Source organism: Arthrobacter sp. SD76, assembly GCF_049726125.1.
Lineage (GTDB): Bacteria > Actinomycetota > Actinomycetes > Actinomycetales > Micrococcaceae > Arthrobacter > Arthrobacter nitrophenolicus.
This window is the reverse complement of record NZ_JBNBLR010000001.1, coordinates 4108177-4129825: the sequence shown is the minus strand read 5'-3', so window position 1 is coordinate 4129825 and position 21649 is coordinate 4108177. Positions and strand designations below refer to the sequence as shown.

18 protein-coding genes and 1 pseudogene are annotated in these 21649 nt (G+C 58.4%); 6 read left to right on the top strand and 13 right to left on the bottom strand.

The genetic code is table 11. From position 1 onward, the window contains the following. Positions 1-3 precede the first annotated feature (3 nt). From ACPEE0_RS19995 to ACPEE0_RS19985, 3 genes and pseudogenes are all read left to right on the top strand, one after another. Complete coding sequence (locus tag ACPEE0_RS19995; RefSeq protein ID WP_424575163.1) at positions 4-2475, top strand: GcvT family protein; 2472 nt, start codon at positions 4-6, stop codon at positions 2473-2475. A 94-nt stretch (positions 2476-2569) separates the two neighbouring features. Continuing rightward, a pseudogene (locus tag ACPEE0_RS19990) lies at positions 2570-3495 on the top strand (bifunctional methylenetetrahydrofolate dehydrogenase/methenyltetrahydrofolate cyclohydrolase). A 135-nt stretch (positions 3496-3630) separates the two neighbouring features. Next, complete coding sequence (locus ACPEE0_RS19985; RefSeq protein WP_420874307.1) at positions 3631-3930, top strand: SMR family transporter; 300 nt, start codon at positions 3631-3633, stop codon at positions 3928-3930. 135 nt (positions 3931-4065) lie between these two features. Here ACPEE0_RS19985 and ACPEE0_RS19980 read toward each other — a convergent pair whose 3' ends face one another. From ACPEE0_RS19980 to ACPEE0_RS19970, 3 genes are read right to left on the bottom strand one after another with little or no spacing between them, the layout of a single operon-like run. Beyond that, positions 4066-4629 (bottom strand): fumarylacetoacetate hydrolase family protein, encoded by a 564-nt coding sequence (locus ACPEE0_RS19980; protein ID WP_424575317.1) that lies wholly within the window; start codon positions 4627-4629, stop codon positions 4066-4068. Continuing rightward, a complete protein-coding gene (locus tag ACPEE0_RS19975; RefSeq protein WP_407710303.1) occupies positions 4626-4802 on the bottom strand; it encodes a DUF2437 domain-containing protein in 177 nt (58 codons plus the stop codon). The genes ACPEE0_RS19980 and ACPEE0_RS19975 overlap by 4 nt, the downstream gene beginning before the upstream one ends. 40 nt (positions 4803-4842) lie before the next feature. Next, the gene (locus ACPEE0_RS19970; protein WP_009357512.1) at positions 4843-6348 is read right to left on the bottom strand and encodes an NAD-dependent succinate-semialdehyde dehydrogenase; all 1506 of its coding nucleotides are present in this window, start codon (positions 6346-6348) and stop codon (positions 4843-4845) included. A gap of 898 nt (positions 6349-7246) precedes the next feature. Between ACPEE0_RS19970 and ACPEE0_RS19965 the strand changes: the two genes are divergently transcribed. The 3 genes from ACPEE0_RS19965 to ACPEE0_RS19955 all read left to right on the top strand — a co-directional run bounded on the left by ACPEE0_RS19965 (position 7247) and on the right by ACPEE0_RS19955 (position 9983). Beyond that, complete coding sequence (locus ACPEE0_RS19965; protein ID WP_407710304.1) at positions 7247-8512, top strand: flavin monoamine oxidase family protein; 1266 nt, start codon at positions 7247-7249, stop codon at positions 8510-8512. Continuing rightward, a complete protein-coding gene (locus ACPEE0_RS19960; RefSeq protein ID WP_009357510.1) occupies positions 8509-8853 on the top strand; it encodes a cupin domain-containing protein in 345 nt (114 codons plus the stop codon). Before ACPEE0_RS19965 ends, ACPEE0_RS19960 begins: the two co-directional genes overlap by 4 nt. A gap of 515 nt (positions 8854-9368) precedes the next feature. Continuing rightward, complete coding sequence (locus ACPEE0_RS19955; protein ID WP_407710305.1) at positions 9369-9983, top strand: NADPH-dependent FMN reductase; 615 nt, start codon at positions 9369-9371, stop codon at positions 9981-9983. Between the two features lie 584 nt (positions 9984-10567). Here the strand turns inward: ACPEE0_RS19955 and ACPEE0_RS19950 are convergent. The 10 genes from ACPEE0_RS19950 to ACPEE0_RS19905 all read right to left on the bottom strand — a co-directional run bounded on the left by ACPEE0_RS19950 (position 10568) and on the right by ACPEE0_RS19905 (position 21541). After that, positions 10568-11314, bottom strand: coding sequence for an ATP-binding protein (locus ACPEE0_RS19950; RefSeq protein ID WP_424575162.1), 747 nt, complete (start codon positions 11312-11314; stop codon positions 10568-10570). Continuing rightward, positions 11311-12873: an IS21 family transposase gene (gene istA, locus ACPEE0_RS19945; RefSeq protein WP_407710306.1), complete on the bottom strand. Its 1563-nt coding sequence runs from the start codon at positions 12871-12873 to the stop codon at positions 11311-11313. The genes ACPEE0_RS19950 and istA overlap by 4 nt, the downstream gene beginning before the upstream one ends. 941 nt (positions 12874-13814) lie before the next feature. After that, a complete protein-coding gene (locus ACPEE0_RS19940) occupies positions 13815-14621 on the bottom strand; it encodes a hypothetical protein (RefSeq protein WP_354176564.1) in 807 nt (268 codons plus the stop codon). A 291-nt stretch (positions 14622-14912) separates the two neighbouring features. After that, a complete protein-coding gene (locus ACPEE0_RS19935) occupies positions 14913-15743 on the bottom strand; it encodes a hypothetical protein (RefSeq protein WP_354176566.1) in 831 nt (276 codons plus the stop codon). A 198-nt stretch (positions 15744-15941) separates the two neighbouring features. Continuing rightward, positions 15942-17153: a quaternary amine ABC transporter ATP-binding protein gene (locus ACPEE0_RS19930; protein ID WP_407710307.1), complete on the bottom strand. Its 1212-nt coding sequence runs from the start codon at positions 17151-17153 to the stop codon at positions 15942-15944. Between the two features lie 25 nt (positions 17154-17178). After that, positions 17179-17991, bottom strand: a complete 813-nt coding sequence (locus ACPEE0_RS19925; protein WP_424575161.1) for an ABC transporter permease — start codon at positions 17989-17991, stop codon at positions 17179-17181. 7 nt (positions 17992-17998) lie between these two features. Next, the gene (locus ACPEE0_RS19920) at positions 17999-19249 is read right to left on the bottom strand and encodes an ABC transporter permease (RefSeq protein ID WP_424575160.1); all 1251 of its coding nucleotides are present in this window, start codon (positions 19247-19249) and stop codon (positions 17999-18001) included. 5 nt (positions 19250-19254) lie between these two features. Beyond that, complete coding sequence (locus ACPEE0_RS19915; RefSeq protein ID WP_424575316.1) at positions 19255-19896, bottom strand: glycine betaine ABC transporter substrate-binding protein; 642 nt, start codon at positions 19894-19896, stop codon at positions 19255-19257. A gap of 49 nt (positions 19897-19945) precedes the next feature. Continuing rightward, positions 19946-20299 carry a hypothetical protein gene (locus tag ACPEE0_RS19910; protein ID WP_424575159.1) on the bottom strand — a complete coding sequence of 118 codons (354 nt, stop codon included), beginning with the start codon at positions 20297-20299 and terminating at the stop codon, positions 19946-19948. An 840-nt stretch (positions 20300-21139) separates the two neighbouring features. Continuing rightward, the gene (locus tag ACPEE0_RS19905) at positions 21140-21541 is read right to left on the bottom strand and encodes a hypothetical protein (RefSeq protein WP_009357504.1); all 402 of its coding nucleotides are present in this window, start codon (positions 21539-21541) and stop codon (positions 21140-21142) included. Positions 21542-21649 lie beyond the last annotated feature (108 nt).

Sequence of the window (21649 nt, the reverse complement as noted above, 5' to 3'; positions counted from 1 at the left end):
CCGATGGACAGGCTTGTCGACCGCACCGTAAGCGCCAACATGTTTACAGATACTTCCCATGATCCCTTGCCGACGCATGTGCGGACAATCGTAATCGGCGGCGGAATTATCGGTGCCAGCATTGCCTATCACCTTTCAGTTGCAGGTGAGAACGACACATTACTTTTGGAGAGTAACGTCCTAGGCAGCGGCACCTCTTGGCACGCCGCAGGCTTGGTCACTGGAGCCCGCGGTACCACGACGATGACAAAGCTGGCCAAGTACGGTTTGGACTTTTATGGTCAGCTCGAGCAAATGTCCGGGCTGGACGTATCATTTCAGCGTTGCGGGTCCCTTAGCGTTGCACGAACCGCCGGACGCGTTGATGAACTTCTGTATGCAAAGGACGTGGCCGACCAGCAGGGCGTAAGAACGGAATGGCTAACTGAGGACCGATACAAGGAATTGTGGCCTCTCGCAACCTACTCAGGGGTTGCCGGAGCACTCCTGCTGCCTGACGATGGTCACATCAACCCCGGACATGCAACAGTGGCTCTCGCTAAACTCGCCCATAGCTTTGGGACCCAGATACGCGAAAACGTTGCTGTCCTCAAGATACTTCGTCAAGGCGATCTCGTCGTCGGCGTGCTCACCGATCAAGGAATCGTGCACTGCGATCGGGTGATTCTGGCGTGCGGCTTGTGGACCCGTGATCTCGCGGCCACCGCCGGTGTGAAGGTACCCTTATACGCCGCCGAGCACATCCACGTCCGATCTGCAGAAATTTCCGGGGCTGTGCCTGAATTGCCCGTGTACAGGGATCTAGACAACAGCTATTACATCCGGCACGAGGCCGGGAGGCTCTTGGTCGGCGCATTCGAGCCTGACGGGCTTCCACGCGCGCTTGAGGAAGTTCCTTCCAACGGCTTTGCAGAGTTCGAGCCGGAGTGGGAACACTTCGCTCCGATTAGGGCGAAGGCCGAAGGGGTAGTACCGGCACTTTCTTCAGCGGGATTCGACCGATTCCTGAATGCCCCGGAAAGCTTCACCCCGGATGCCAATTTTGCCGTGGGTGAAACCTCCGAACTTTCCAATCTGTTCGTGGCAGCAGGCTTCAACTCCCAGGGAATCATTTTTGCTCCCGGCATCGGTAAGGAATTGGCTGAGTGGGTCATTTCAGGAACTCCCGGTTTTGACTCATCCTCGGTCGATGTGCAGCGCTTTTCCGGACATCAAAACAACCGCAAGTATCTCAAGGCCCGAACCAAGGAGGGCCTTGGACGGCTTTACGCAATGCACTGGCCGAACTTGCAGATGGAGACGGGCCGCAACGTCCGTCGAACGCCCCTTCACGGGCGCCTGGCTGAGCTCGGTGCCTGCTTTGGTGAAGTTAACGGTGGGGAGCGGGCGAACTGGTACGGGCCCGGAACATCTCCCACCTATGACTACAGCTATGGACGCCCGACTTGGTTCGACCGTGTCGCCGAGGAACATAAAGCGGCACGTGAGGGTGTGGTCCTTTTCGATCTGAGTCCATTCGCAAAGTTCGAAGTTGCCGGCCCTGACGCCCTTGAAGTGTGTCAGACGGCCGCAACAGCAGACATCGACGTTGAAACCGACAAAGCGGTCTATACCCTCTTCTTGAATGAGCGAGCGGGGATCGAACTAGACGGAACCATCACTCGTCTCGGCCCGGACCGGTTCTTAGTCGTTACCCCATCGTTTACGCAGCAAAAGACCGCAGCGTACCTCAACCGAATAGCTCGGGGCAAAGCGGCGGTAGTGTTCGACTGCACTGCGGCCCTGGCCACAATCGGAGTCATGGGACCGAAAAGCCGAGAACTTCTTAGCAGGGTTTCACCGGAAGACTGGTCCGACGATGCACAGAAATACACCCACGGACGCACGGTAGAAATTGCAGAGGGCTATGCCTACAGTCTGCGCGTGAGCTTCGTAGGCGAACTGGGCTATGAGTTGTATCCGAGTGCCGACATAGCTACAAACGTCCTCGATGCACTGTGGGAGGCGGGGCAGGATCTGGGAGTCAAGTTGGCCGGATACCACGCCTTGGATTCACTGCGCAGCGAGAAAGGATTCCGGCACCTGGGTCACGACATCGGGCCCATCGACGATCCCTATTCGGCAGGCCTTCGTTTTACAATCTCCATGGACAAACCAGGAGGCTTCGTAGGCAAAGACGCCCTCCTCAAGCTCGACCCCGCAGCGCCCGCTCATCGAACAGTGTATGTGGCGCTGGAAGATCCTGAACCGGTGTTCGTACATGACGAGACGGTCTACTGCAACGGCCAACCCGTCGGACGCATGACGAGCGGCAGCTACGGCCACACGCTGGGAAGCGCAGTCGGAATTGCAGCTATTGAACCTGATGTAGACCTCTCGGGAGACTTCGAAGTCCGGTGTAAAGGGCGGCTATACCCTGCAAAGGTCTCCCGGCGGCCCTTTTACGATCCCAAGGGCGAACGGCTCCGCGGTTAGGAGCCACGTCCCATAGACCCCCACTGGCTCAGACAACGACTTAGGTCGTCTCTGCACGGGCGAGAGCCAGGAACGAGCACCACAAGGAAGGCCTATGACTAACAGCGTCATGCAGATACCGGGTCCCCCGGAGAACGTCGACAACATCCTGGATGGCAAGGCAACCGCTGATGCCGTGAAAACCGAACTCGCAGATCGAGTTACAGCTTTGAAGCGCCGTGGCAAGACAGTTGGCTTGGGAACAGTTCTCGTTGGTGATGACCCTGCAAGCCATTCTTATGTGGCCGGGAAGCATAGAGATTGTGCGGAAGTGGGGATTGAATCCATTCGTCGGGATCTACCCTCGACAATTTCTCAGCAGGAATTAGAGAGCGTTCTGGAAGAGCTGAATGGAGACACTAGAACCACAGGCTACATAGTGCAGCTGCCGCTGCCCCCACACATCGACCAAAACGCTGTCCTGGAGAAATATCCCCTCAAAAAGATGCAGACGGACTACATCCGATCAACCTTGGAAGACTTGCACTCAACGTCAGCGGCGATCTCAGCTCTCCGCTGCCCTGCACTCCAAACGCGATAGTCGAGCTGCTAACCCGACACGGCATCACTCTCAACGGTTTGGAGGTGCTTGTCGTCGGTCGCGGAGTCACAGTTGGTCGACCCTTGGGGCTGCTGCTTACACGGCGCACCATCAACGCGACCGTCACTTTAGCGCATACCGGATCGGTTGATCTTCCTAAGTTGCTAAAGCGCGCAGATGTTGTCGTGGCCGCGGCCGGTGTACCGGGCATCGTGCAAGGCAAACACCTCAAACCGGGGTCAATAGTCTTAGACGTCGGAGTGTCACGGATAACCGAGGCCAGCACCGGCAAAGCCGTCCTCCAAGGAGACGTCGCTGCCGACGCTATGCACGTGGCCGCCTGGATCTCACCCAACCCTGGCGGTGTTGGCCCCATGACCCGGGCGATGCTTCTGGCGAATGTCGTTGAGACGGCCGAGCGGGACCTTTTACTTGCGTAGCGACGCGCTGCCACGACTACTCTTCGTTTACAGTTCCCCCTAACGGCCCGGTGAGGTCAAGGGTATGCGTGGGTGAAAACCGTATCTTCTACGGCGGTGACTGTCGCAATCTCGGGTTTCCTGGATCGTTTGGTTATGCGAGCAGGCCGGTGGCGGCTGCTTCCGCAACGATTGCCAGGAAAAGACGTGGCCAGATGGTTGAGGCCTACCTTCATGCTTGGTCGAGGCTTCAGGTCGGTAGCTCTAGGCGTCGCTTACGCCACATGCTCTGGTCTAGGCACAGTAGCCGTTGCCTTTGCTGGCACGATCATGGAAGAGGAAGTCACCTGGGCGAGAGTCGCGGCCATCGTTGCGGTGCTTGGGAGCATTGAAATTGCTCCGCGTCTTCGTCATAGCGAGGGAGCGCCGGGGCTCCCTCGCTATGACGAACTCTAGGAAAAGTAAGGCCCGGTGCTCCACCCAAAGCACATCGTACTGCTCGGGCACCTTGCAGATCGGGGCCAAAGGCCAGGGCTTTAGCCTCTTAGAAAATTGTGGCTGACCCCTTATAAGGGGTCTTCATCGCAGTGCTTACACGATGGAGTTAGTTAAAGTACCTATTCCCCCGAGACTGATTTGCACGCAGTCTCCGGGGATAACAGCTGCGAAGGTACCCGGGGCCCCCGTCATAACGATGTCACCAGGCTCAAGAGTCGTCCAGCGGGTGACGTACACCAGACAGTCGACAACGCTCGTGGGGAGGTTGAATGACCCGGACTCGGCCCTAACATGGCCGTTCACGTTCACCGTGATGCTGACCTTTTCAGGATCCTTAATTTCGGTCTCAATCCAGGGTCCAAGAGGTGTGTAATTAATGCCGGCTTTGGCTTGGAAAAGCTTTTCGTCTATAAGTCCTTGGTCGGCGTTTGTAACATCATTCGCGACCGTGTAACCCAGCACATGATCCGTCGCGTCTTCGGCGGTGAGACCGGTAGCCCGTTTGCGCATAACAACTGCCAGCTCTCCCTCCACGTGCACTACACCGACGTCCTGAGTCAACTTAACGTTGTCTTCCGGGTTCGCCAAGGTATGTACGGATTTGTGCCAGGCCTGTACGGGAAGCGGATGCTTATTACCGGGGCGGTTGTGGCTCAGCCGATGAGGACGGAGGGCCTAACCGGAACGAGTAGCTTCGCCTCTTCCGCTGGCGTCACTTGCCCAGTGAAGGATAGTACCTCGGCAAACGGGTCTTCCAGGTGGTGCCAGTCCCCGTTCCGCAATACCGCATGCTGAGGTCCTCTGGTCGTTTGTATCCTAGCAAGTCGCATTATTCACTCGTTCAGTTGGCACGTAACCCCGACCAGTAATTCAGTTCTCATAGGGGTCGGCGATGCCGACGTATTGGGTGGTGGTGTATTCGGCGATGCCTTCAGACCCGCCTTCGCGGCCTAGGCCTGATTGTTTGACGCCGCCGAAAGGGGCGGCGGCGTTGGAGATGATGCCCGCGTTGAACCCAACCATGCCGAACTCGATCTGCTCTGCCACCCGGAGGAGTCGATTGAAGTCGCGGCTGTAGAGGTAGGCCGCAAGCCCGTATTCCGAGGCGTTGGCCAGTTGGATGGCGTCCTGTTCGGTGCTAAACGTGGTGACAGGGGCGACGGGACCGAAGATTTCCTGGTTGAGGATCTCCGCATTATTGGGAACGTCGGCGAGAACTGTGGGCTGGTAGAAGTAGCCTGGCCCGTCCACGTGGGCACCCCCGACGAGGGCAACGGCTCCGGCATCGATTGCGTCCCTGACCAGGGCGTGGACGTCGTCGCGAGCACTGTCGTCAATCAGCGGGCCGACCTGACTGGCAGGGTCGGTACCGCGGCCCGTGGCGAGGGCGCCCATCGCGGCTGCGAATTTCCGGGTGAATTCCTGCGCCACGGATTCTTGAACGAGGAACCGGTTGGCCGCGGTGCAGGCCTCGCCCATATTCCGCATCTTAGCCGCTATTGCCCCTTCTACAGCTTTGTCCAGATCTGCATCTTCAAACACGATGAACGGAGCATTTCCGCCCAATTCCATTGAAGTCCGCAGGACATGTCGCGAAGCCTCTGTCATCAGGCGCTTGCCGACGGGTGTGGATCCTGTGAAGGAGACTTTCCGCAGGCGGGAATCTTTCAGCAGCGGCCCGGATATCCCCGACGCCGAGGATGACGAAACGACGTTCAGAACCCCGGCCGGAAGGCCGGCCTCCATCATCGTCTGGGCAAATAGCTGCGAAGTCAGCGGTGTCAGCTTGGCTGGTTTAAGGACCATCGTGCAGCCAGCGGCGACTGCGGGAGCAACCTTGCGAGTAGCCATCGCAAGGGGGAAATTCCAGGGAGTTATCAGCAGGCAGGGGCCTACGGGTTTGTGCTGGACAAGAATCCTGTTTTTGCCCTCGGGGGTGGTGAGGAATCGGCCGTAATTTCGCACGGTTTCTTCCGAGAACCACCTCAGAAACTCAGCCCCATAGGCAACCTCGCCCCGGGCCTCAGCCAATGGTTTGCCCATCTCCAACGTCATCAACAGCGCGAAGTCCTCCGACCGCGCTGTTACCAGGTCGAATGCACGGCGCAATATCTCGGCGCGCACCCGGGGAGCAGTGCGCGCCCATGAGGCTTGCGCCGCGCAAGCTGCCTCCAGGGCGGCGACCGCATCCTCGCTCGTGGCCGAAGCTAGGGTGGCAAGTACCTCACCAGTAGCAGGATCACGCACGTCAAACGTTCCGCCGTCGGACGCATCCACCCACTGGCCACCAACCAGCAGGCCGGTGGGCACGGACGCGAGCAGAGACGCCTCGCGCTCTAGGGGAGTGGCAGGCAACACAGCCGATTCAACTGTCATTTGTAGTCCTCGGAGATTTGATTTGTAGCGACTGACTGCGCCGCAGGGGCACTGCAAGTTGGGGGCGAGTAAGAGTTCTGCTAAAGAAAGCCCGGGTCGGTCGCCAACGATCAGGCGAAGCTGTGACAGGCGGAGTCGCATGAATGCCGGCGAAAGAACTTTTCAGCCCGAAGTACAGAGTTCCAGCCTTAGATAGTCGGTCGACATCCAACGTCGCTTCTCCAGAGGTCGCGCTCCACCGTCGTCCCTGGCGCTATCTTCGTAGAAAGACGGACACTAAACGTTCTTTGGTCGTGACGCGTGACAACAATCCCGTGGTGGTCTGACGTTCGTAGCGCATGCGCCACTGCCTCGCTGACCGCTGCGGTAAGGCGTTCTTCCATGTCGCCACGGTGATCCACGGTGATGATTTTGCTATATGAGCCTGTGTGCTCTGGCATGCGGTAGTTCCTTACGAAGCGATGCGCGGGTGTGCTGCCACGCTATACCTCAGACATAAGAGTGCGATTTGTGGAATCTGGTGCTTCAACATGAACTCGAAAGCGGATGAAAGTCTCACGATTACAGCAGTCAGTATGGAGCGCCCTGTTACGGTCGCAAACAGTTCTTGAGAATGATCTTTGTACTAATCCTGTACGCAAGTAGGACTAGGGCGCGCGGGCAAAGAAGGGAAGGACTGCACCTAGGACGAGCCGCTCGACCTGCTTGTACGGATCCCCAGTCCTCCATTCCGTAGCTAGCCGACGGCGGACAAGGCAAAGATTATTCAAAAGTACGAAAACTGAGGGTATCTATCACTTCGGCACGATTTTGTCGGCACCCTAAGCGGCTTACTCTGGGCTAGAAACAGCGTCTTCTGCCTGTCTCCCCCATACCACATCAAAACGGAGGTGGCTGTGTGCCCCGCATAGGAATTCTTGGTGCCGGCTTGGCTGGCCTTGCAGCAGCTACAAAACTCGCCGAAGCCGGCGAACACGTCACGGTATTCGACGCCCGTAACCGCCCAGGCGGTCGCGTTTGGTCAGAAACACTTGACACACCACAAGGCAGGTATGTCATAGAACGAGGTGCCGAGTTCGTTCTGGACGGCTACACCTCCATGCGGCGGCTGCTATCGCATTTTGGGCTTAGCTTGGTTGATACTGGCATGAGCTATTACGTTCGTGAGCCCGGCGACATGGCTGGCATCACTTGTGATGACATTATTCGTACCGGGCGGAAAGCACTGGAATTAACCAGCAGCAATGGCCTTCAAGGGACCGCCGAAGAGCTGCTGGCCGCATTGCCCGACGAACCGGAACTGGTCGACGCGCTTCGTGCCCGCATTGAAATCTCTACGGCTGTGAGCGCATCAGAGGTCACGGCGAAATCGTTGCAGCATATTGCCTCGTTCGAACCCAAACCCAGCTGGCGAGTGGCTGGCGGCAATCAACGACTGCCCGACGCGATGGCAGCTGCACTTGGTTCTGCCGTGCGTTACGGCGAAACCGTGAGGGCCGTTGAGAACATCAGTGACGGTGGTGTCCTTGTTACTACCGACACCGACACGTCCGTGTTTGACGCCGTCGTTGTCGCTCTTCCGCTTGCTGTAATCCGTGACCCACAAGTGAACCTGCCTTCAACTGAGGCCCGCAGCGCAGCCCTAAAGCACGTTCTTCAAGGACATGCCGCAAAACTGCACCTCCCTCTGGAAACTCCGCCCCCCACAAGTGCTGTCATGTCCGTCGAAGGCCGCTACTGGACTTGGACTGCCACCGACGACTCCGGGGTTGTGGCCCCGGTGCTAAACGCCTTCATGGGCTCCCCATCAGCCATCTCCCGTGCCAACCTCACGCAAAACCCGGCGGAATGGGTTCTCAAAGCACGAGCACTTCGCACGGATCTCGACATCGCGCGAAACGCTTCCGCGCTGACCACTGTATGGTCCGAGGATCAACTGGCAGGTGGGGCATACGCCGCCCATGCCCCAGGCGCCACGGCCGCTGGGACGGCCCTCTTGGAAAAGCCGGTCGGGGATGTTTTCTGGGCTGGCGAGTACAGCGAACCGGAATTCGTAGGCCTAATGGAAGGAGCTATACGCAGCGGCGAGCGGGCCGCGGAACGTGTCATGCAGCGCCTTGAAACTACGTCCCGTGACTCTGACTCTGAAAGAACCAAAGCATGAGCACCGTACTTCACGCTTCTTCACTGCACTGGGCAGAACCGGTTCCAGTTGATCCCGAACGAATCATCCGGGGTGCTCCGGCCACGAGCACGCACGTACTTTTTGCAGACGGCAAAACGGAACTGGGGCTGTGGCGGGCAACCCCCGGCGAATTCACTACAGTCCATCAGGGATACGAGGAGTTTATTAGCGTGATCGAAGGAGAAGGAGAACTGATCCATGATGACGGCTCCCGCATCACACTCAACGCCGGGACAGTCCTAATCCTCGAAAACGGCTGGAGAGGGCGATGGAGCATTGCAAGCACCCTGGTTAAGTCCTACACAACAATCCGAGCGTGAACCAGGCAATGGGATAAGCGTGCAGCGGCCGAGCGCGCCGTAAGGGAGTTCCACCCTGGCTAAAAGTGAAAGACGCTCACCACATCCACCGTCCTATAGAAGGTCTAGACGTGAACAAACACCCGTCCCACGTGTTCAGCCCGAAGTTTTGCCACTCGGCCTCTACTAGCCATCGCTCGCTCCACTTCGAAGTTCTGGCGCCCGCTGGTACCTGCCTGTCTGTGGAAAAACCCAGCAGCGCTGCCCCTCCTACCTTGTCCCCGGCGCCCCCCGCAGCAAATCGCGGTCCGGAAGTCCAGGATCTTCTCCCTTGGATCGGGTGGGTTACTGCATGAACGGAGAAATTTTATCGAGATAGACCCATACCCGCTTAAGTGTGAAACAGGCTCCCTCCGAGCTCTCTGATCCAGGGCTCCTGAACCGGTTGGCTGAGCCGTGTTCCACTCCGCTGCCGTAACTCGCAGCGTCGCACACGTCGGCCGCCGGCCGTAATCAGAAAAGAAAGGACTAGGCTTTTGGCAGCAAAATACAGAATTGGCTATTTCGTGGGGAGCCTCGCGACCAATTCCATCAACCGCGCTCTCTCGCAGGCTTTGATAAAGCTTGCCCCGGAGGACCTCGAGTTCACCGAAATCCCCATCAAGGACCTCCCACTTTACAGCTACGACTACGACGCCGGTTTTCCGCCGGAAGGCCTGGCCCTTAAGGAAGCTATCGAAGCGTCCGACGGGATCCTCTTCGTGTCTCCCGAGTACAACCGTTCCATTCCAGGTGCCCTCAAAAACGCTATCGACTGGGGATCTCGTCCATGGGGATCGAATTCCTTCGCCCGTAAACCCACGGGAATTATTGGGACTTCTCCCGGCAGTATCGGCACCGCAGTGATGCAGTCGTCCTTCCGCAGCATCCTGAGCTTCCTAGACGCACCACAGCTGAATTCCCCTGAAGCCTATGTTCACTACAACGTCGACATGTTCGGGGAGGGTGGCGAAGTCAAGGATGAACGCACGGCGAAGTTCCTGCGCCACTACATGGACGAATACGGCGCCTTCGTGGCCCGTGTCCTCGCCACAAGCACCGCCGGACACATCGGCGATATGGAGCCGGACAGTGACAAGCTCTCCCGCTGATGTGTAGATCTGGTTGTCAAGAGTGCATGGATGAGCGGCTGCCCGGTTTGATTTCGGGAGCCGCTCATCTTTGTGCCAGCCGGTCATGCTGCGGGGGCCGTGAGCGAGTCGTTTTCGAATGCAGTGTCAGGCTCACATTGCGGGTTGTACCCCATGACGATTTGTTCGGCTGGAGCATATCGTGCCTAGAATCGAGCACGTTGGAGGACGTCGGTTCACAGCGGGAACTCGGGTTAGCTCAGGATGCTGCCACCGCCGACTTCGATCACGTTAGGCGGCACGTTCATCTCGGGCCGCGGTTCATGCGTTCTCCTTGCTGGAGTGGTGCGGCCAGTAACCAGCACCAGCCGGCGAGCTCGCGGGCGATTGCGGTGTGGCCTTGACTGACATTTCATGGCGCTCGTTGAAGTGTTCCCAGTTGCGTGGAGCCGGTGGGTTCCTTCCAGGGCGCGGATGCGGGTTGCCGAGGCGTGAGTATTTGAAGGCTTGGAGGCCAGTCGATCTTGCCGTAGGGGGCCAGTGATATTGCCGGTGGGGGCCAGCGGCCGCATGCATGGAGGCCACCGGCCCCCACCGGCGTTTTCTTATTGCGTCATGGTGGCGTGTTCACGCATGTTGTGGTTGCCGGTATCGACCCAGATGGTGTTGTGCACGATGCGGTCCATGATCGCATCGGCGTGGACCCCGGAGCCGAGCCGCTGGTGCCAGTCCTTCTTGGCGTATTGGGTGCAGAACACGGTGGAAGCTGTGTCGTATCGCCGTTCGAGCAGTTCCAGCAGCATGCTGCGCATGCCCTCGTCGGGGTGGTCGAGAAGCCACTCGTCGATCACCAGCAAAGTGAAGGCCGCGTACTTCTTCAGGAACTTCGTGGCCCCCAAGGGCTTGTCCTTCGCCAGCGCCCAGGCTTCCTCGAGGTCGGGCATGCGGACGTAGTGGGCCCGGATCCGGTGCAGACAGGCCTGCTTGGCCAGAGCGCACCCGAGGTAGGACTTCCCGGACCCGGTGAATCCCTGAAACACGACGTTCTGTTGCCGTTCAATGAAGGAGCACGTGCCGAGCTGGGCGATCAGGCTCCGGTCGAGGCCGCGCTCGTCCACGAGGTCGAGCCGGCGTAGGTCCGCGCCCGGGTAGCGGAGCCCGGCCCGTCGGATCAGCCCCTCGACCTTGGCGTGATTGAACCCGGAGTGGGCCTCGTCCACGACCAGGCGGAGCCGTTCCTCGAAGGCCATGCCGAGCACGAGTGCCTGGTCCTGGGCCTCGAGCGCTTCCAGCATCGGGACGGCACCCATCTCGCGGAGCTTGCGTTTGGTTTCAGTATCGATCCCGCTCATTTGGCGCCACCTGCGTAGTACTCGGCGCCGCGCACGTATCCGCCGTGTTCGACTCCTTCATCCCGTGGAGGCCTGAGCCCGGCGGCTTTGTCCTGCTCCGTGGCAAGGATCGGTTGCAGATGCGCATACCTCGGGGATCTCACGCGGCCTGCCAACGCAAGCCGGCAGGCCGCCTCCACCCGTTCGGCCGAATAGCGCCGGGAAAGCCGCAACACGGCAAGGGCCGCGTCCAGGCCCTGCTCGTCGACCGGGACGGACTCGAAGATCCGATTGACCACCGTCACCGCCGCCGGGCCGATCCGTCCGGCCCATTCCCGCACCCGCTCCGGATCCCACTGCCGGTACTGCTCGCCGGCCGGCAGGTCGGCATCATTGGTGCGGTACTCGTTCGCCGCGCTCTCGGGCAGCAGCAGGTGGCTGGTCAACCGTTCGTGGCCCCGGTACGCCTGAAGCACCCGGTCGGTGATCCGCAGGTCCACCGTGGTGCCGATATGGGCGAAGGGTACCGAGTAATAGTTCCTCTCCCAGACCACGTGCCCGTTCCGGCCCACCCGGCGCCCGTAGACCCACCGGCTGATCTCATAGGCCGCCGCCGGCAACCCCGTCAGCAGGGGCTGCTCCTCGGCCGCGAACACGCTGGCTCTGGACCCCGGCCGCTTCTGGAACGGCTCCGCGTTATACGCAGCTACCCGATCGGTGATGGCGGCCCTGAGCTCCGGCAACGCGGTGAATTGCTGCTGGCGCAGCCCGGCAATGACCCAAGTAGCCACGTGGGCGACCGTGTTCTCCACGCTCGCCTTGTCCTTTGGTGCCCTGATACGGCCGGGCAGCACCGCCGCCGAATAGTGCGCCGCCATCTCCCGGTAAGCGTCATTGAGCACGACCTCGCCCTCGCGGGGATGCTTAATGACACCGGTCTTCAGGTTGTCCGGAACGATCCGCGGCACCGAACCGCCAAAGGCCTCGAACATCGCCACGTGGGCCCGCAACCAGGTGTCCTGCTTCATGTCCAGGGCGGGTTCAACGAACGCGTACCGGCTGAAAGGCAGGCAAGCCACAAACAAATACACCGTCCTCGGCTTGCCCGTCACCGGATCTGTCAGCTGCATCGTCGGGCCCGACCAGTCGACCTCCACCGTCTGCGCCGCCTTGTGCCCGACCCGGGACGCCACCCCAGTGACCAGCACATGCCGCTGATAGGTCCTGCAGAACCGGTCATAACCCATCACCGGCTCACCGCCAGCGGCGCGTGAATCCGCGTACTCGCCATGCAGCAGCTTCAGCGTCACCCCGACCCGGGCCATCTCCCTATGCACCTGGTCCCAGTCCGGCTGCGCGAACACACTCTGATGCTCACCGCGCCCAGGAAACAGCCGGGTATAGACCTCGCCCTCCGAACTGTCGGCGATATCGTCCCACGCCACGCCGGCCGCGTCGGCAGCCTCCAGCACCGCCGTGATGCTCTTACGGGACATGCCCTGCGACGCAGCGATCGCCCGGCCTGACAGGCCCTCGGCGCGCAGCTGCAACACGAGCTTCGCTCTGATCTTCCGTACCATTGATGATTACTCCTTCCGCCGTGCGCCCTATACACACGACGGAAGGAGCCTAAATGGGGCTGGCCCCCAAGCACGCCACTACCGGCACCCAGGACCGCTACTGCGCGCTCTGGCCGTTGGCCCCCGAACACACGACGGATGGACCCCAAAAGCGCGAATATTCAGGCGACGAGCTCAAGCTGGCGCAACGCTCGTTCCCCGGGCAGTTTACGAGCGTAGGTGTTCCGGCCTTGTAATCGGACCCTGGTGCCGTGACTGGCCGGAGGACTCCTCGCATCGCTTCGAGATTGTCGGAGCAGGAACTGAGGCTCGCTTTTCGCAACCAAGAGATTGCCAGTTCGCCGGCTACAGCCTGCAACTCGCTGCTTCCGTCGGGCCGCATGCCCCTAACAGTCCCTTGTCTTCCCCGGTAAGCCGAAAACTCCGGGCGCGGGACGCAATCTGCCCGCGCATTCGGCTCCCGCTTCCGATTGAAGGCAGCGGATCGTAAAAAGATGCACAAGCGCCGTGCCAGCGGCTTGCCACCCGAAGGGAGAGGCGGCGATGGAGCTGCTGTTCTGCCCGGCTACTCGGCTTTAGGTTGGTAATCCCTTCGAGCCTTCCTCTACTCCTCTTGCCAAATAGGTCGGGACTGCCTGGTTTCGCCACCCGGTGCCCTAAAGCCCGTAGACGATAACCTCGAGGCAGTAACACCCGGGCACCGTCATCGAAGTAGACGGCTTTGTGCCAGCGTCCGCCGTCAAGCCGCTGGATCCACCCAACCTCCTACGAGAGGACTTGCCTTTGGTTGACGATCGTCAGCGGTTCCAGCTCTAGGTGTAGGGCGCTGACATCATGTTTTAGGATGCACCATCGGCCTAGGCGGGAACCCAACGCGCGTGGTCGTAGTCCCCGTCCCCATCCGCGGGCAATCGCCGCGGCGTCCTGATTTAGCCATACGGTCAGAGGCTGGTCAGTAACGACAACGCTTCTTCTGGGCTGATTCGCCGGTAGGATTCACGTCTAAGGCCGTTGCCATCAAGACTGCGGAGTCGGCGATCGGCGATTGTGCGGGCATAGTCGTACTCAACCTCGCCCAGTCGCAACTTTGCTATAGCCGCCCATCTGTCGTTGTCCACCGGTTGAGATTCACCCGGAAGCTCTGGCGGAACATCCTGTACAGAGCCAATGACTGCGCCGATATCCAGCGTAGCGGCGATGTTCTCCTCAAAAGATCCGTGCGATGTCTGCAGCCACACGTCCGCGCCAGATGTCACACCCTCTGGGCTATAAGCAAAACATGACACTAGGAGATTTCTTGCTGCCGCTTGTTCGGCCCAGGTGCTCGGTCCATCGGCAAAAACAGACGTATCCCCACCACTTGTTCCGTCGGGAATAGCAAGGCGGGTGATGGCCCGGTCGTTCAATGCCTCCACTACTGTCAAAGGGGAATTATCCGCCAAGAACACTTCCTTGCGCGGCGGCCAGAAGTCGAACACACTGTGATCGCCATGGCGTCCTCCCACATGAAAAAGGTAAATCTCCGGATATACGGCAGCGCTGAATCGTCTCTCCGGGGCAACTTTGAAAAACTGAACGATGGCAGCCTGCAACAGAAGGCTGGCACCTAAGCTACCGAATGGCTCATTAACAATCAGTCCGAAGCGATCATGCTTGTGCGATTCGGGGAAGAGCTGGGCCAGGGAAGCGTCTGAGACGCCAATCTTTATTTGCAGATGTTTCTCCGCTAACTGCTTCGCGACATGCACTATGTTCACTCCAAGGGGCCGCATGGCTGCGTACTACAGCCGTACTGTGTCAAGGGATCAGTTCTTACACATTGTGAAATTTACGGCTTGCCCTCCTCGCCGCAATGATGGTGAACCATCGTTCGGCCAAACTCTGTAGTTTCATCCTTCGAGCTTCCGACGAGAGCCCTACTGTCCCTTGCACACAGAGCGGCGAAGTTCCCCTGATCCCCACCATCGCCCGAGTACTCAAGATGGAGGATGCGTTCGGGCTGAAATCCATGATGGGCAAGGGACGCCATGGGCTGGGGGTTATGGCACCAGGCGACTGAGGCCATCATCAACGCTCAATTTTCGATAGGCCTGTGTGATGTTCCCCTCAGCGTTTCGGCGCCCTACTCGATCGGCCAGCAACCGCGCCCGCTCTTCTGCCCGGACCTCATTCATTCGCTCAGCTACGATGGGCGTAAGCGCTTCGAGGTCTTCCAGGCTGGTTTCGCCAATCATCTTCTTAGCGAGCGATTCCTCCGTGGCATCAGAAAACACCTTTATGCTTTCCTCCGGCCTTAGAACCTGGGTCACCGACTCCTCCAGACGCGGATCGGCCGAAGTTATCTCAATATCCGAGGAGCGGGCAAAGCCATTCTCCTGGCCATAGGCATAGACCGAGCGCAAATTTTCCCGCAGGTAACGGAGGTCCGTCCAGCCCAGTGGAGCCCGCTCGACATAAGACAGATCATGTTCTGCGTGTTCGTCAGGGACCATCAACCGCGTGATCCCATAGTCCTTCACGGCGGTGAGCACTGCGTAGGGGTCATTCTCTACCAGCACCTCATAGCGATGCGGAACGACGTCCAGCATGATATGGCTACCGTGCATCCGGTCGATGTGGAATAGAAAGATCGGCGGATACTGCGGCTTAGTCGTCGCACGCTCGGGAACCAGTCCGTAGAACAACGGCGTCATGGCCAGCAACGCGAGGCTCGCCTCGATGGCCCCGTACGGTTTGCTCAGGACGATACCCAGCCGTTCTGTCATGCCCCAGTCGGGGAACAGGTCCTCTAACGTACCGGATTTTCGGTTACCGTCCGCTCCAATACGGACGGCGAAACTTTCCCGGGTGACGAACTTGGAGAGGTGCATATGGGACTCCTTATCGGTGCATCCCGCAAGACTGGCGGGATCGGATGTGCTTCAAATCCGCATAGGGCGGGTCGAGCTAAGTTACGACGCGCGGACAGTCCGCGTGGCCTTGAAGAGGGATGGTCGACTAGCTGTGAACGCCGTCATAACCTCGCGATCAACATGACCCTACAGTCGGCCCTTTGAGGAAATGCCGCCCTAGCGGGAAATGTCTGCGAATTCCTTGCGGTGGTCTGGAAGATCGACCAAAGCTGCCAACAGCAGACGAGTATCAACCACCCCCACCAGGCGGCCCTCAGAATCAATGACTGCTACGGGGTTGTTACCGTCCATCACCAAATTGGTCGCGTCATGAAGTGTCCGGTCGCTGCTGATGATCGGAACCGGAACGTGCAGCGAACCGACGGGATCGTTGTGCCCGACCGAGAGAAGCTTTGACCGGTTGATGTAACCCAGTGGCCGGCCATGGGAATCGACAATGATTGCGGAATCATTCCCAGAATCATCGAGAACCTTCACGGCATCGAACGCTGAGGTCTCAACGCTGATGCTCTTCGACTCACTAGCAACAGTACCGACGCGAACTATATGCGCACGTGAAGCATCAGCGGTAAACCGTCGGACATAATCGTCAACAGGGTGCAAGAGAATCTCTTCCGGTGTGCCCACCTGAACTATCTGCCCATCTTTCATGATAATTATCCGGTCGCCCAGCTTGAGCGCCTCAGCCATATCGTGGGTGATGAATATGAACGTCTTTTTAATGTCTTTGGCCAGTCGGAGTAATTCGTCCTGAAGATCCCTGCGAATCAGCGGATCCAACGCACTGAAGGGCTCGTCGAAGAATAGTATCTGGGGATCGGAGGCCAAGGCCCGTGCCAACCCAACACGCTGCTTCATGCCGCCACTGAGCTCCGATGGATAACGGTTTTCCCATCCGGAAAGGCCCACGGTGTCTAGTACGTCGCGCGCACGCTGCTCCCTTTCCTTTCGGCTTACACCCTTGATTTCAAGGCCATATGCAGCGTTCTGGAGAACAGTCCGATGCCCAAACAAACCGAAATGCTGAAAGACCATCGAACATTCGTCACGCCGTAGGCCACGAAGTTCTGCCGGCTCCATTTTAGTGACGTCGCGGCCACCGATGATAACTTCACCGGATGTGGGCTCCACTAAACGCGTCAAGCATCGAATGAGCGTCGACTTTCCGCTGCCTGAAAGCCCCATAACGACTAATTTCTCGCCCGGCCGCACATCAAACGTCAGATCTCGAACCGCGGCCGTATGGCCGTCCAGTGCGCCAACACCCGCGTTGTGTGCTGAGACGTACCGATGGGGATCAGGTCCATACACTTTCCAAAGATTTCGGCAGGATACTATCGCCTCGTCTGCCGTGAGGGCTTTACTCATTGGGTCTTTTCCTATCGTTTAGTCGTCAAGCGGGAACAAGATGACTATGTGCTTGAATCTTCCGGTTCACGCCGGTTACGAGTCGGTCGACAACAACTGCAAGTAAGAACATGGCCACACCGGCCTCAATCCCCAAGTCAAGTCTGGCAGTCACCACGCCGGTGAGCAGTGCCTGTCCCAACCCAGGAGTGCCAATAAATGCACTTACGACCGCCATTGCGAGCGAGAGAATAATCGCTTGATTAATTCCGATCATGATCGTGGGCATGCCGAGGGGAATCTTGACGGTGCGTAGCAGTTGCCACTCCGTCGCGCCGGTGCTTGTGGCCGCCTCCACCGTTTCGCTGTCGACGCCGCGAAGTGCGACATTTGTCAGGCGTATTACTGGTGGGAGGCAGTAGAGAACGGTTGCCAGCAGGCCGGCCACCGCACCCGTTCCCAGGACTACGACGATAGGGATAACGAATAGGAAGACCGGCAGCGTCTGCATGACATCAAGTACTGGGCGGATAGTTCTTTCTAGTTTGATACTGCGGCTCATCACCGCACCGATCGGCAGCCCAATGAAGAGTGCTACTAGAACAGCGGCCCCCGCTATCCCGAGAGTAATTGCCGCCGCTTCCCACATTCCCAGCACTCCTATGCCCAGTAGGCCAGCCGCCGCAAGAGCCGCACCACGAATGCCGCGGAGCAACAGACTTGCCCCGACCACCACGAAAAAGACTGTTGGCCATGGAATTGCCAGGAGCAAGGCCGTCACGCCATTTAGGACGTACCCCTGAATGCCATCAACTACTACATCGAGAATGAATCCAAGGTTGAGATTGAGCCAGTCCACCGCTTGGTCAACCGGATCGGCAAACGAAAGTCTGAGCGACTCGGGTGGGGTCTCGAAGTTCGCAAATCGCAGAGCTGGGACCATAGAAATGTAGATGGTTCCGGCGAATAACACCGCTGCCGTCAGGATGGTTCTGCGGTGCTGCTGAAAAGCTCTTTTCACAAGCGCGGGACGCTCTGCGCCGGTTGTCGTAACCAGGGTTCTGAAGTCGGAGAACAGTCCATGTCCTGTGCTTTTTTTTCCCTTGGCCGGTAACGCGGTCTAGCACGATAGCGAAGAGGACGAGAGCAATCCCCGCCTCAAGTGCCTGTCCGAATGCGAGCCGGGTCAGGCTGCCCCATACCGACTGACCCAGACCACCAGCTCCGATCATGGCGGCAACGATAGCCATACTCATGGCAAACATGACTGTCTGGTTGACGCCAGCCATGATACTGGGACGTGCCAGGGGTATTTGTACATTCCTCAGGATTTGCCAACCGGTCGAGCCGCAGGACGTGGCGGCCTCGATGCTTTCGGAAGGGACCGTTTTAATTCCTAGTATTGTCATACGAGTTACTGGCGGGAGCGCCCAAATAATAGTCACAATAAGGGCACCAGTATTTCCAGGGCCGAAAATAAACACAATCGGCACCAAATAGGCAAAAACTGGAAAAGTTTGCATGGCATCAAGTGCGATGAGTACGAAAGCTTCAAACCTTCTGTTCATCTGTGCAGCGACGCCAATGAGGATGCCCAAAATGACGGCGATCACCACAGCCACAACCATCAGCACCAGGGTTTGCAGCGTCTCGTCCCACAATCCCACTGAGATAACGAAGCCAAGGGCAACCGTCAGAAGTCCGGCGATAAGAGGACCGCATCGTGCGTAGGCAATTCCAATAAGAAGGAGTGCCAGCAACGGTGCTGGAAGGTCCACGAGCATGAACTGCATGGATACTAATACGTCTTCGAGGCTTTCGGCGACAGGCTCGTACAGCCAAGCCAGATGATCGACGCCCCATTCGAATACTGCTTCTGTAGCGGAACCGAAAGGTACCCGAAATGATGTCGGGAATTGTTGTCCTACCACTGAGGACACTGATAACACGGCTACGAGAAGGCCCAAATACAAGGCGACCCGTCGAGCACGGGAGGAATAGGGGGGTTTCAGGCCGCTGACCACATGATTCAGTTCGCGGCGAGTTCTACTTTTCTTGGTCTCCACCTCTTGCATTTCTGCACGGGGAGTCTCTTGCTCAGGGGCTATTTTGGTCACTGTCGTCATGATTCTGAAGGAACTGACGGCAGCCATTGCGACCACACGTCAGGATTCTCGTCAATCCACTTCTTAACGACTACGTCTGCGGCATCCTGACTCTCTTCCATCTCAACCATCAGTGCGCCGAGATCATCATCACTAAGAGAGAATTTCGAGACGAAGTCAGCGGCTGTGGGATGTTTCTCTGGAAACTCACTGCCTGCTAGCTTGAGCAAGCTGGGATCCTGCCAGCCGCAGGCAAACGTTGTACCCCAGCATTCCTTCGTATACGGGGGAAACTCGATTCGCGTCAGATCATATTTCTGGGTTACGAAGTGCGGCGACCACATCAGGCTGAGAAGCGGCTCTCCTCGGTCATACGCCCGCTTAATTTCTGCGACCAGGGCTGCCTCAGAACCAGCAGCAACAACCTCGTAGTTGAGGCCTAGGTTTTCAATCCTTTGAGCGTCACCGTAGTAATCGATCCAACCAGCCGGACCCGTGAGGTATTTTCCTTTACCCCCCGTCTCCGGGGAAGCGAATATATGCGCGCAATCGTTGAGCGCCTTCCAGTCGGGAAGGCCTGGACAAGCTGGTTCGATGCCCCGCTCTGGATCGCCTTTGATAACATACGTAGGAACATACCAACCCTCCTCGGCAGTAATAGAAAGTGTCCCTAGTTGAACGACGCTCTTTTCTTTTTCGACGTACTCTTCAATTTGAGGGCCAAAAAAAGATATCCCAGGCTTCTGGATTCACCAGATTGTCTGCTTTAGCCATCGCTGGCCATGTAGAATTGATGTCTGCAATTTTAAGCGTCGATGCTTCGCCGCCCATTTTTTCCAACAATTGGGCCATCATCTCCGCATGGATACTTGCCGAGAGAAAATCCTGGTCAATGATTTGGACTGGCCCCTCTTTTTGAAGTGCGGTGCCAATTTCAGGAGCGATCGAAGCATCTACTTGCGGGCCTTGCGCAGAGCGCTCGGATGCTGCTCCGCAGCCAGAAAGAATAATAGCCAGCGATACGATCCCGGTTATTGATGCAGCCCGGTAGTGGTTTTTCATCTAACGAAACCTCAATTCGAAAGAGGCGCTTTGCCTCGTCTTCAGCCTGCATGCGCGGCCATGCCGGTCGTCACATGACGTCTTTGTCGTCGCGACGGTTGTGACGCTTACCACGATGATAAAACCGGCAGTGAGACGCACTCCACTATCCATGTGTATGAAGTTAAACTAGAACTCGTACTGAGTATCGAACTGACGCGGGTTCAAGGCTTCTCTGAAGCACGTCTCCAGTTCAGACAATAGGAGGCGCCGCTGCAGAGCAGGCCGGCAGCCCGTGCGCTGTACTGCAGGGGCAGGCGTAACCACCGGTTTTCCGTATGAGGGTGGGGCGTAGAAGCCGATTTGAAGAGAAGGGCCAACGCTCAGGCGGGGAAGTTCTTCAACCCGAGACCGGCAGGTCGACGAAAACACGGCAACCCGACGCTCGAATTGGCACCGACGACTGGCTTCACTGTTGGACGGGCCTGCCTTCTGTCAGGCGGCAATAATGGCCTGTTTGCGGTTTCCAGGCGACGCGCTTTGAGGGCCCCAACGCATGGGAGCGCAGGCGCAGGTTGGAGGTCAGGAGAAGCCCTTTCCTGCGCTTCTCCCCGGCGCCGATAACGGCCGTTCTGTAAAGCCATGGGACTGGGTGTTCTAGCCGGGAAAGGCGGTATTAGCTTGTAGCCGGACCGCGCGGGCGCGAACATAAGCTAACTCTTCCCAGGGCAGCGCGTGCGCGGGAAACTGGGCGGTGGTGGTACAAGTAGACGCGCTGCGGAGGCTGCTGACTTGTCATTTTCTGGTCGTTCTCGCTTGTGCTCTGAACTCAGGGAAACCGACGCCGGCAGGGACCAACTTTCATAGTCCGCTGTAGCTGGCGTCTCTGTGGTCCCGGGAAGGTTTGGACGCCAGGGTATGCAGCCATCTGACCGGCATGGTGACCGTTTGAACGGCCGGCATCGAGACAACAGCCTCGTCGTCAAGCGGCCGCACGTGCCCGGCAATTTCGTAAGACCCCGCTGGCAAACCCAGTTCGGCGACCTGCGCGCTGTTGAGTGGAAGGACCACGTCGGTGCGTCGCAGCAACCGAATCCCGTGGACGGTCGCCGGTGCCCGTGTTGCCTCGATGTCGAGGACCGTGAGCTCAAACCAACATCCCTGAAGCAGCATCAAAGCCGGCCAGTCAACTGCGGCCCAGAGCGGAACCGACAGCTCCGGCGGCAGGCGTTGCGGGACTTCAACCCGATACGTCTCGCCCACGTGGACATCTTTGCTGCGCACAACGCCAGACTGCGCCCGTTGCCGCCGTCCTGTCCAGAGTCGCCGCTCAACTCAGATGGGCAAATTCGAGTGCTTTGGCAGGCGAAA